Annotated in this window: 6 protein-coding genes; 4 read left to right on the top strand and 2 right to left on the bottom strand. The window is 59.3% G+C overall.

The genetic code is table 11. The features are described from left to right. Positions 1 to 374: hypothetical protein (locus FJ418_RS32215; protein ID WP_210243179.1), on the bottom strand; the 374-nt coding region annotated here is incomplete at its 3' end. A 108-nt stretch (positions 375 to 482) separates the two neighbouring features. Between FJ418_RS32215 and FJ418_RS31580 the strand changes: the two genes are divergently transcribed. The 4 genes from FJ418_RS31580 (at position 483) to FJ418_RS31565 (ending at position 8093) form a co-directional block, all read left to right on the top strand. After that, entirely contained in the window at positions 483 to 3371 is a 2889-nt protein-coding gene (locus tag FJ418_RS31580; RefSeq protein ID WP_140872178.1) for a peptidoglycan-binding domain-containing protein, read from the top strand. A gap of 916 nt (positions 3372 to 4287) precedes the next feature. Then, the gene (locus FJ418_RS31575) at positions 4288 to 4710 is read left to right on the top strand and encodes a metalloregulator ArsR/SmtB family transcription factor (protein WP_140872176.1); all 423 of its coding nucleotides are present in this window, start codon (positions 4288 to 4290) and stop codon (positions 4708 to 4710) included. Positions 4711 to 4990: 280 nt separating this feature from the next. After that, positions 4991 to 6760 (top strand): type I secretion system permease/ATPase, encoded by a 1770-nt coding sequence (locus FJ418_RS31570; protein ID WP_140872174.1) that lies wholly within the window; start codon positions 4991 to 4993, stop codon positions 6758 to 6760. Positions 6761 to 6785: 25 nt separating this feature from the next. After that, on the top strand, positions 6786 to 8093 hold the full coding sequence (locus FJ418_RS31565; RefSeq protein WP_246683301.1) for an HlyD family type I secretion periplasmic adaptor subunit: 1308 nt from the start codon (positions 6786 to 6788) through the stop codon (positions 8091 to 8093). 98 nt (positions 8094 to 8191) lie between these two features. Here FJ418_RS31565 and FJ418_RS31560 read toward each other — a convergent pair whose 3' ends face one another. Continuing rightward, positions 8192 to 12499, bottom strand: a complete 4308-nt coding sequence (locus tag FJ418_RS31560) for a VCBS domain-containing protein (RefSeq protein WP_210243178.1) — start codon at positions 12497 to 12499, stop codon at positions 8192 to 8194. Positions 12500 to 12538 lie beyond the last annotated feature (39 nt).

Below are 12538 nucleotides of genomic sequence, written 5' to 3'. Positions count from 1 at the left end.
CTCCAAAACCCCTTCGGGCCAAAAGTGTTACCCATGTCTCCGGTATAAACCGTAACCCATGTGTCCGGAACGGACCCGGAAACTTGTGGCTGGGGTTCCTGGAAGCTTTTCGAACTTTCTGGGTCGCTCCTCAGCCCGAATTGCGGGTGCTTATGGATAAAGCGGGGTACTAGATTCGGCTTTTGGACAGCTTTGGAGGCATCGACCTCTGGCACGTGCACCGGATAGCGCGCCAGCACGAACTCCAAGTACCAAGTTTTGAACGGCAGCTTTGCGCCGCCATTGCGGTCAACAGGATCGACGAAACTGAAAGCCGGCCGCATCACAGGAATTGGAAGGCATCCCGCCTTGGACAAACCAACGAGGGCGCGCACCCATAGTCGCGATCGTCCGGTAAGCATAAAAAGTCAAGACAGTCGGTACTGCTTGCGCACCCCATAGGATTCGTGAATATGGCTTCTGGGGTTGTGTAGGGGATTACCATGCGTCGCGTGTGCAGTGTGGGCGTTGCTGCTTTGTTGGCGGCTGCATCTTTGCCGGCTATAAGCTCGGCGTCATCGCTCTCCGATTTTATCCAGATCATCCAGAACGGCCAGCAAATGACGCGGCCTGTGGGTTTCAGTCCTCCGCAGTCGAATGCATTTTGGCTTGTCGTATCGAGCCGGCCTAATGAAGGAGAAGCCATCGCCCTTGCACAGTCCTACGCGCCGACACTGGGGCCAACGCTGGTCCTACATAGCAGAAACGGGGTTTTTGCTGTTGTCGCCGGAACGCTTTACCAAGACAAGGCGAAGGCGAACCTGATCGCGCTCAAGGAACTCCATATCATCCCTCAGGATTCGTTTCTCTCGCGCGGGGAAGGTTTGGACGGGTTAGTTTGGATGTCCTATCAGCAGGGAGCCTCGTTCGATTTCGCGACGCAACCCAGCTATTTGAGGGTCGTCCAGACGCTCCAGGCGGCGATGTCCAAGCTTGGCCTGTACTCTGGCGCTGTTGACGGCCTGATCGGCCCAACGACCGTCAAAGCCTTCAGGGTCTATCTTTCGCGTTTCGACCTGCAGCCGGGTGAGTTGCTGACAGAGTACAGCCTGGCAGAAATTGAGCGTAACGCCGGAGACGGCTTCCACAGCGACCAGGAACGAAACGCCGCCCGAACTCTCGGCTACACGGATGCTCAGAGCTTCAGGGACGCGAGGTCTGGCGGCTTTACCTCAGCGAGCGCGTTCGCCCAGGCAAAAAGCATGGGTTTCGTCACACAGCGCGACTACGATGACGCTGTCTCAGGCGGCTTCCGCAGCAACGATGAATACCAACAGGCCAAAACAGGCGGATTCTCCGCAGCCGATGAGTATCGAGCGGCAGTCCAGCTTAGCATTCAGACCCGGGTGGAGTTGGTCGCTTATCGCGCGTCGGGTTTTTCCGATCCCGCCGCGTACCGCCGTGCCAGGCAGAAGGGCTTTACCGACAAACCCTCCTACGACAAGTCGGAGGCCCGGAAGTTGAAGACCGCGAGAGACGCCGCAACGGCGCTGCTCTCGGATGCCGAAACCTTCCTCAAGTTGAACCCCCAGACTTCGAACCTCGTCGAGATCGCCGGCCAGGCCGCTGCGCTGAACGCGCAGGTCCAGACAGCATCCACCGATGCCCTGAACAGTTCGGCGCTTCGGTTGACCAACCTGCTCATGGCCGTACCAGGCTACTCGGAGTTTTCGTCATCGCGGGACAAGGAACGTGCCCAGGCGATTGAAAAGCAGAAGGCTGAAATCTTCGCCGAGCTGCAGGCCGACCAACAGGCCCTCAAGCACTGGATGAGCAGCCATCTGACGTCGGCCAAGCTTCCCGGGGTCGTCCAGGAAGTGAAGGCGCTCGACGAAGTTTCCGACACCAACGACCTGGACACGCTCGCCGATGCACGAGAGGGCGTGCGGGCGATGATCGCACGGCAGGCCCTGGCGGCAGAATTGGATACAGGCAAGACCGCTGACGGCCAGTCCCGAAATGATAACAGCCAAGGCAGCAACAGCGCGACTTATGCGGTCACCGACCTGAATAAGGCGCTCCTCCGCGGCCGGTTGGAGGACGTGGTGGTTCTCTACAACTCGGGCCCGAGGGCGCCTTCAATACTGCGCACGATATCCGGCCAGTTCTCCCTGACGAAAAACCAAGCGCGGATCTGCATGCTCGGCCTACAGAGGACGTCCGCCTTAGATAAGGCACTCCTTGAAGCCATCGATCCGATGGGCGGCAAGGCAATAAACGTCAGTTTGGACTGCGGGGCGAATGACCTCGAAAGTGCCGATCTCTTCCTTGTCCAGCGTAAGACCTTCCTTGAGGCCCCGCCAACGCTACAGGCGGGATACCTTGAGGCGATGGAGACCAAGACGATCCGGGTGTTCGATCCTATCCGCTTCGAAGACATCAAGGCCCGGATGGAGTCAGACCAGACGCTGGCCTTGAAGATCGCAGAAGAGGTCTCCACCGGAACGCGTGAGGGATATGGCGGAATCCTGCTGACCAGTTCGTCGGACCGGATCTGCACCGTCGTTGACGGCAACGCAGCCGTGCACGAGGCGACCATCAGCAAGATAGCTGATTTCGCAGGCATGTCGGGAAGCACCGTCTCGTATCCATCGATCGACAAGGCCTACGAGGACGTCCGGCACGAACAGTGCCGCGTACTCTATGCATCGACCGCCGACCTGAAGGCGACCTCGGAAGCGCTCGCGCGCGACGGCGTACAGTTTGTCTTCGCCCCGGTTTGGCTCGATAAGAACGAAGTCGCCAGCACCGCGGCCAAGCTGGATGCAGCCAAGCAGGAAGCTACCAAAGCCGCGGAGGAGAAGCGCGTGGCGGCAGACGAGGAAAAGAAGATCGCGGCCCAGCGCGAGGCAGACGAAAGAAACTCGAAGGCAGCCCGCCAGGCTGATCTGCGACAGAAGAACGGGCCGGCCGCGACCGCACTGCTGAACCTCTTGTCGGATGGCCTAAAGCGGACCGTCCTTGGTGCGGCGGATAAGGCCAGCCCATCTTCCGGGATCAGTATGGAGACACTGTTCCCTGATTTTGCAAAGTGGAATGCCGGCCTTTCGCAAGACAACTGGAAGCCCATGGATGTGACCTCTGAGATCCAGGACTACGGCACCGTCAACTGGAAGGGCCGGAGCCTTGACGGTATCGTCGTGAAGGTAACCGTCAAGATGGCGAGTGCAGAGCGCGGACAGTACAAGGACGAGTGCTTCCTATTTGGCGCGGTAATGGACGGCGAATTCCAGATGGTTCGCGACCCCTACGAGTCCAGGTGCAATGACACCGACGCATCCGCCCATTGGGCCGTTGGACACGAGCTCAAAAGTCTTTGGGTTGCCAATTAGTTCGACATGCTTTCAGCATCTAGTTGATGAGCGTCGTCTCGAGGTTCGTGTGCGACTAGGGCTTGCCCGTGAAAATAGACGGCGGCTATGGTGCAGCGGTTCCCAAAGCAGCTTCATGCACCAAATTCGGGTCGGGGGTTCAAGTCGCAAGAGGGCTACCGCCAATACAGCGCTGTAGTAGAAGTCTGTTAATGGAACGTGCGCAGCGAGTTTATACGGTTTAGATCTACTTCTCTTCAACTGTCTTGAGGCGCTTACATCAAGGGGTTTCTCGGGCCTCGCCGGTAACAATCGCATATGTTCGAGCACACTTCAGTGTCGTCGCTGGCGGGCCAAATGACCGGCCTAACGTAGTAGCAACGCGTCCCAATCCACCGCCACGTTGGTTCGAACCTGTTTGCTGCCTACTTGAAGCGAAGTCAACCAGCCAAATCCAATGTCTCATATTCCGGCAGGGCCTTACCCACGGCGGGTTGCCTAACATCGATCACGTGGGCGTCAATCAGCCCATCCGAGGTCAGAAGCCGTCTAAACTGCTCGTCTCCAGATTGGAAACTCCGCAACACAGAGGTTGGCTCATGGCTAAAACGTTCGCTCTTGCCAAGGACATCGGCTAGAGGTGCGGGTCGAGGAGATCACGACGAAACCAAAGAAGCGTTAAGGCCATTGCGGCGGCCCTCATGCAGTTGGCGTTCGCAGGTGAATTATCTGTGGCCTGATGCCGGTCAACGGTTCTCGGTCTATCGCAGGCTCGCCGATGAGATCGACCCCATCACCAAGTGCATTGCCATCACCACCAACCACACGAAGCGTAAGGGGTGGTATCCCGGTGATGCCGGAGAGCGGCTTCTTTAGCATATGCTTGACTAGAGATACATCGTAGTGCTTCTGCTTCGCAGGGGTCGGAGGCACGTGCATGACTTCAAATGTTAGACAACGTCTTGCGGAAATCGAGGCCAACCCTGCTCCGCGCCAGCGTCCGACCAAGCGCCTTTCCTTCCGCAAACAGGTGGCGGTCGCGGCGCGGTTGATTGCTTCCTTCGCCAACGACAAGCGTCTGTTGACACTCATTCATTTGATGGATGGCGAAAGAACGGTGTCAGACCTGCTCTCACCGGTGGGCTGCACTAAGCACTCCATTTCGCTACATCTAAGAAAGCTCGTCGAACATGGAGTTCTCGAGTGCCGCGACGAAGGCTCTTGGCGGTATTATTCCTGCAAGTCCGAAGAAGCCAAGGCTATCATCAGGTTGCTTGATGAGCTGGCCAGAAATAACGCGCTTCCAGCATTACCATCTGGGGTTCCGCAGCGACCTTGCAGAAAGAGGCGATCAAGGTAGGCCGTCCAAGGCCGGTAAAGAAGTGTTGCCACCGCAACCAGCGCAGGAAGGGTAAGGACATCAGGGTTGTCGAGCCAGTTGATCGAGAGCCTGATTTATCTGCGCGCAGCAGCCGGCGAGCATCCCTCAAATGCATCGATTTTGTTGGCGGAGCGCCTCAGTCGGCGTCCGCCCTCTTTACTATGGCTCTCAAAAGAATCGCAGCCGATAGCGTGACAACCTCGAATGATATATAAAGATCGCCTAATGTGCGTGCATTCCCTGGGGGGCAATTTCGGGCATGTCCAGTTCTACAAACCAAAGGGTGCTAACGAGAAGCGTGGTCGAAATGGGCCTCTTCTCCGCAGTGATGAACACGCTCGTGCTGATCCTGCCTCTCTATATGCTGCAGGTCTATGACCGGGTGTTGCCCGCCGCCAACCTGGATACCCTCACTTACCTCACCTTGCTTGCACTCTCATCGCTCTTGCTTTTCGGCGTGCTCGAAGTCGTACGGGGTGTGTATGCGAGCCGACTCGCCGCACGCCTGGATGTCTCTTTGGGCGCATCGTCTTTTCTCGCCGCAATGAGTGGCCCACGCGCTGGACTCGGCGATGTTCAAGCCTTGCGTGACCTGGCCACTCTGCGGGGATTTATCGCCTCGCGAACCATCTTCTTTCTCTTCGATCTTCCTTTTGGGCCTATCTTCGTGGGCCTCCTCTATTTCATCCACCCGTTGCTGTTCCTTGTAACGGTCGTCGGGGCGGTTCTCATGGTATCTGTTGCCGTGCTGAACCAAGTCGCGAGTTCGCGGCCTGGCAAGGAGGCGGCGGAGAATCTTGGGGCCGCAATGAATTCGGCGCAGGCCTTCGCGCGAAACTTCGAAACGGTCCGCGCACTCGGCATGGTGTCCAATGCGATAGAGTTCTGGGGCACTCGTTTTTCCGGCTCTCTGCATGCCTCCGATGGGCTCGCTCGCACTAACGCATTTTATGGTGGTGTCTCCCGCACCACACGATCGGTACTGCAAATCGCGATATTGGGCGTCGGCGCTTATCTGGTCCTGCACAACGAGATGACCGCCGGTATGATATTTGCGTCCTCGATGATTTCCGCACGCGCCCTGCAACCTCTGGATCAGATCGTTGGGAGTTGGCGGCAGATCATCGACGCCAACCTTGCGTGGAAGCGGCTTTCAGCTGTCCAATCGAGGTCGGGACCAAAGGAAAATGTCGCATTGCCAACGCCCCAAGGAGCGTTGAGCGCGGATCAGTTAGTCTATCATCTTCCAGGTTCAGCCGACGGCTCGCTACCGCTCATAAAGCGGGTGACCTTTGAAGTCCCCACTGGCGAAACAGTCGCGATCGTCGGGCCAAGCCAAGCTGGAAAATCAACTCTGGCGCGTCTCATAGTTGGTGCCATTGAGCCCCGCTCGGGGGTGATCCGCATCGATGGCGGCGATATTCGAAACTGGGATCCGGAGGAGCTCGGCCGCCATTTTGGCTACCTTCCGCAGGATGTAGAACTTTTCCCAGGAACCATCGGCCAGAACATTACTCGTTTCGAGCCGGATGCGCCTGACGGGAAATTGGTTCAAGCAGCTCAACAGGCGCAGGTGCATGAGCTCATCTTGGGTCAGAGGGATGGATATTCGACGTTGATCGGCCCGACCGGCGTTCGCCTCTCGGGTGGCGAGCGTCAGCGCATTGGCCTTGCGCGCGCCTTTTACGGCGATCCCAAGCTGTTGGTCCTCGACGAGCCCAATGCAAATCTCGATTCCGACGGCGAAGCCGCGCTCGAGCGGGCGATCATCCAGGCCCGTTCACGAAAAACGACCGTGCTCGTCATCACCCACCGGCCCTCCCTCGCTTCCAAATGCGATCGCATCCTCATGCTGAGAAATGGTCAGGTCGAGATTTACGGTTTGACCAAGGACGTGCTCGACCAACTTGCCCAGCGACGGGGCCAAGCGGCAGCGGCGGCGACCGCTCAGTCGCATGACAATGAAGGAGTGGTGCCTTTCCCGTCACCGGCTCGCGTTGACATAAAGGTCGCCAATGATGGTTCCTAGCCAAGCCATCCAAGCGGACGCCAACGTGTATCGCTGGCAGCGCAACGTCGACACACGCACCGATCGGATCACGCTTGCCGGCTATGGAAGCGTGGCCGTTTTCGTGCTCGGCTTCGGGTTCTGGGCGGCCACCGCACCAATTGGGGGAGCGACGATCGCGCCGGGTGTAGTGGCTGCAGCTGGGCAAAACGTCATGATCCAGCACCTCGAAGGAGGCGTGGTCAGCAGCATCAAGGTCCGGGAGGGCGACAGGGTCTCAAGAGGCCAGGCCCTGATCGTGCTCGATCCGACGGTCGCGCGATCCCAACTGAACCGCGTGCTGAAGCAGTGGGTTGCACAAAAAGCCGAAATTTCGCGGCTCGAAGCAGAGCGGGATGGACTTGAGAAAATTGTCTTGTCCAGTGACCTCGGAGCGTATTCGGGGGCTTCCGAATATAGCGATGTCTTCGGAGAACAAAGCAAGGAATTTGAGGCGCGGCTAGCGCGTTACGCTGCAGAGCAGGGGATTCTGAAGCAACGGGTAGCAGCACTTCAGGATGCCATTGTTGGGCTAGAGGCTCAAAAGGAGGCTGCGGAAAACCAGCTTGCGATCGTCAACGAGGAGACCGAGCGAAAGAAAAAGTTGCTGGAACGAGGGCTCACAAATCGTTCGGAATACACGGATCTGCTACGCAGCACCGCCGACTTGGTAGGCCAGGCGGGGTCTCTAGAGGCGCAGATCGCCAGTTCGGCAACCCAGACCGTGGAAGCGCGTCAACAGATTGAACGGCTAACAACCAGCCGGGTCGAGGATGCTGTGACCGAGATGAACAAGGCACGGGCACAGGTCGCGGACCTCGAGGAACAAATCAACGCTGCTCGATCGGTCCTGGACCGGACGACAATCCGGGCGCCGGTCGACGGCATCGTCGTTCGATCCCTCTACAATTCTCAAGGCAGCGTCATCAGAGCGGGAGAGGTTGCGATGGAGCTCCTGCCGACCACGAACGAACTCATCGTCGAGGCCAGGATAAAGCCCGAAGACATCGACTCGATCCGGGTGGGGCAGGATGCGAACATGATGTTTACGGCGCTCAATGCGCGCACGACGCCAAAAGTACCTGGAAAGGTGTTCTACATCTCGGCAGACCGGCTGATTACCCCCAGCACGGGGCTGCCCTATTTCACCGTACGGCTGAAAATGGCCGACAAGCTGCCACCGCAGGTCAAGCCCGAGCAGATCTATCCGGGCATGCCGGTCGAGACATTCATCTCAACGGGCGAGCGGACGTTTCTGGCCTATCTCACCAAGCCACTGGTCGACTCGTTCCAGCGGGCATTCCGCGAGAAATAGGCCCGCCCTGCGCCTTGGAATATCCGAATTCAGATATGAAGCGGGCGCCGGTTTGATCCGGCGCCCGCTTCAGATTGGTCCCTGCGGCCGTTCAACGGTCAGACGAAGTGGAATTCGTCCGCCGGATGATAGCCAACCACGGTCCGGCCAGTGCCATCGTCTGCTACCGTGAAGCTGTCCGCATCATACGCGCCGATGATGTGGAGCGTGGCATCATGGGTACCGTCCGAAACCAGCAGCGTTCCTCCACTTCCATCCTGGTTCACATGATAGACGGCGGATGTTCCTGTGCCGAACAAGATGTCTCCGAGGTCCACCTTGTCATCATTGGTGATGCCGGCGATGCTTCCGCTGAAATCGAATGAATCGTCCAGTTGCAATGTGCCGGCAGCATCCGCCGCAAAGGTGACGTTGGTGGAAGAGGCTGCGTGAAACTCCAGCTGCGACATGTTGCCGATTATGGCGTCGCCGTCGCCGGTAACCTGACCACCTATCGCAATGTCACCGCCATTGGCCCAGATCAGTCCGGAATTGGCGACGGCACCGTTGACCGTCAGGCCGCCCGAACCGGTCGCTTCAAGCGTTCCGGAATTGGAGACTGTGCTGCCTCCCGTGTCGATGACCAGCGCATGCGTGCCGGTGGCGATGATTGTGCCTTGATTGTTCAGGCCCAGCAGGCCGCCGCCGAGTTGACCGGCGCCGGAGATGGTGTTGTCGACATTGGTCAGGGTGACATCGGCAGCCGTGCCGGAGACTATGTTCGCATCACTGTCGGAAAGGGCGATCTGTCCACCGCCCTGCAGCGTTATGCCGTGCTGGATGAGCTGCAGCAGCGTATCGCTGCCGGTCGAGTCGAGCGAGATGAGGCCGGTATTGTTGACCGTTCCGCTCAGCGGCAGCAATGCGCCGTCGCCGATCGTCATGGTTCCGGCATTGTTGACCACCGGCGTCTGGTCGAAGGCGAAATTGCTGCCGGTGAGCGCGCTCGAATGCACGCCATCGAGCATGATCGACTGCCCGGCGCCGAGGCTGATCACCGCATTGCCGTTGCTGTCGTCCGCCATGTGTGCCTGAACATCGGCGAAGTTTGCGATCCCGGAATAGCCAATGAGATCGATCTGGTCCGCCGCCGCGTCGAAACTGTGCACCGTGTCGTTGCCGATCGGCTGTGAGAAGACGAACAGGTCGCTGCCACTGGAGCCGCTCAGCACATCGTCACCGGACCAGGCGAAGATCGGCGAACCATGAGCGTAGGCTTCGACGTTGTCGGAGACTAGCTTGGCCCCCGTGTTTCCATCCGCTCCCGTCCAGGTCTCGGCGATGTTCAGCACCACCGCACCCACGAAGCCGGTTGACGAGGTGACCGCCAGGGTACGTACATCTTTTGTTTGAACGGTCCAGGTGCCGTCGCCGTTGTTCGTCCCCGCGTTCAGGCTCCAGCCCGAGGGAACGCCGGTGACCTCAAGCTTGATCAAGTCGTTCGGGTCTGCCGAAGGGTCGGTCAAAGCCAGGTTGATGGATTCTCCAGCAACGCCCGCCGGCTTGACATGCGTGTTGGTGATCAGAGTTTGCAGGCTAGTGCCGCCGCTGGTCAGCGTAACACCTGAAAGGTCGATCAGGATATCGTTTGCGACGTTCTGAGTGGGTCCGACTTGCTCATAAACATATGTGTGGGCCACACCATTGATGGTTGCAGAGAACGCCACCGTCGCACCGGCGTTTCCAATATCGTTATTCTTCAAGTATTGAACGACTGCTGCAACGCGCGAGGTGTCGGTCCCGTCCAAGCTTATCGCGGCACCATAGATGTCCGCGTCGTCGAAGGTAACGATGCCGTTTGTTATTGCATGCGACTTCACCGTTTGACCATCTACGGTCAAGGTTGAATCGGCGCCGTCGGTGCCGCCAGTATTCGCTACCGCGAAAAGCGTGGCGGGTGACGCGCCTTGCAAGTCGAGGAAGTCGGCAGCTCCGTCGAAATCGGTAACGACGTCATATCCGGTGACGGTCCCGGCATCGCCACTACCGCCGATCGTCGCCAACGACTGCGCGCTGTTTATGACAAACGTGTCGGCACCTCCGCCGCCTGTCATTATGTCCGCACCGAGTCCCCCGGCAATGGTGTCTCCCGCTGATCCGCCGATCAGCACGTTCGCGCCGCTTGAGCCGGTCAGGGTCATCGCGCCGGACGAAAGGCTCGCGTCGACGTTTTCCATGCCGTCGACAGTCGTATTGCTGGCGGATGTTTGGTTCGCATTTGCCAGGTTGATAGTGGCCGGCGTCGTCTGAATCAGCTTCAGAGTGTCGCTGTCAGTGCCGGCCGCCGCCGCCGCGGCGTCGCCATGGATCACGACCTGTCCGCTTCCGCCGTTTACGCCTACCTGGTAGACAATGATATCGTTTCCGCTGCCACCAATGTAGGTGCCACCACCTGCCTTGCCTATGATGATGTCGTTTCCTGCGGCTCCATCGAAATTATCCTTGTTGCCGGTGCCTATCATGATTTCACCAGCAGAGGTCCCGACGATGGCGTTTCCACTGCTGCCGCGATTGTCGATAGTAACGGTCGCCACTGGCCCTGAGGCCGTTCCGTCTGTCACTTGGTACTGGAACGAACCCGCCGCGTTCGTGTCATCGGTGAACCTAACAAACCCGTTGTTGCCCGTACCTGGGGTGTGTGATGTTGTTCCACTTGTTGCGCTTCCAACGCTTCCAAAAAGCACGTCAAGAGTGGGGTTGTCAGGGTCCGTATCGTTCGCGACCAGCGCCCACTCCGGAATATCAAACGACTGGTTATTCCCCGCGCTGGTGATAACGAGGTCGGCCGCGGTTACCGGCGCGTCGTTGGTGCCGTTGACCGTCACCGTCACCGCCTGGATATCGGATACCGCGTGATTGTCCGTGCTTTGCACGGTGTAAGTCAGCACCAGCGACTGTCCTGCCGCCAAATAGTTGAACGCCTGGGTGCCCGAGTTGAACGTCCAGCTTAGATTGTGGGTGTCCGCTGGATCTGCGGCAAGGCTCGATGTCGGTGTCACGCTCAGCATCGCCAGCAGTTGCGCGGTGGTCAGCCCAAGTCCGGTAATGGCGCCCGAGGCCACGACTGTCGTCACACTCGAACTCACGGTATCAGCGATGTCCGGGTCATTCACAGTGAGCGTGCCGCTGGTCGACAGTCCCGCGTTGGTCTCGTTCAGCGCGGGGGCGGCACTGTCAGGTGCTCCCGTCAGCACAATATGGATGTCGGGCGCGTCGTTGGTGCCGGTTATGGCGAAGTTCACCGCGGTGCTGGCGGTGCCGGTGCTGCCGTCCTTGACGAAGACGGTGAAGTTGTCGCTGACGCCGGCGCCCTGGGCCAATCCATTGGTATCGGTGTCGGCGTTATCGAGCGCGTAGCTCACGATGCCGGTGCTGGTGGTCAGCGTGGCGATGCCATAGGTGCCGGTCTTGGTGTAGGTCACCCCGCCATTGCTGGTCGCCCAGCCATTGGTGGTCAGCGCCGTGCCGTCGTAGACAGCTGCGTCGCCGGCATCCACATCGCCCTTGGTCAGCGCGATGCTGGCCGAAGCGGTGCCCGCGGTGCCAACACCGGCTTCCACCAGCTGTACGCTCTGCGCGCCAGCGGTGACGGTCGGGTTCTCGTTGGTGCCGGTCACCGAGATCTGCAGCGTCGTTGTGTTGGACACCGCGTTGAAGGGATCCTTGTCGGTGTAGGTGAATATGTCTACCGCTGTGACTCCAGCAGCGAGGCTGTTGGCGTTATCCGCCAAGTAGCTGTACGAGCCGTCGGCATTCAGTGTCAGGTGACCGTAAGTGCCGGCGAGCGAACTACCGACTCCCACCCCTTGCGTTACTGTTCCGGTGCCCGCGACCACACCGGACACCACCAGCGTGTTGTTGGCATTGTCGACGTCGGTGTCGGCCACCGATCCACCTGTGGTGCCCCTGATCACACCATTCGCGGCAGACACAGTGAGGGTCGCATCTTCTAGCACCGCTCCGGTGTCGGCATTGGCAACCGGCGAATCGTTGGTCCCGGTGATCGTGATGGTCACGGTTTCCGTCGCCGTCGCGCCCTTGTCGTCCGTCACCGTCGCCGTGAACGTCTGCGTGTCGCTCTCGCCCTCGGCCAGATGATCGGCCGCGCCCTGATCGAGCGCAAAGGTCCACGCGCCCGTCGTCGGGTTGATCGCAAACGCGCCATAGGTGCCCGTCGCGTCGCCGCTCCAGGTCGCCGTCGCAAGGTGGTCAACATCCGAAGACGTCAGCGTGCCAGACGCAGACGGCGTCCCGGGGACAACCGTCCCGTTGTCCAGATTGCCGGCCTCGACAACCGTGCCGGCATCCTGGCCGACAGCCGTCGTGATCACCGGCGAATCGTTGGTCCCGGTGATCGTGATGGTCACGGTTTCCGTCGCCGTCGCGCCCTTGTCGTCCGTCACCGT

The sequence above is a fragment of the Mesorhizobium sp. B2-8-3 genome (genome assembly GCF_006440815.1).
GTDB lineage: Bacteria > Pseudomonadota > Alphaproteobacteria > Rhizobiales > Rhizobiaceae > Mesorhizobium.
Note: the sequence above shows the minus strand (reverse complement) of the source record. Positions and strands in the feature narration are given on the sequence as shown.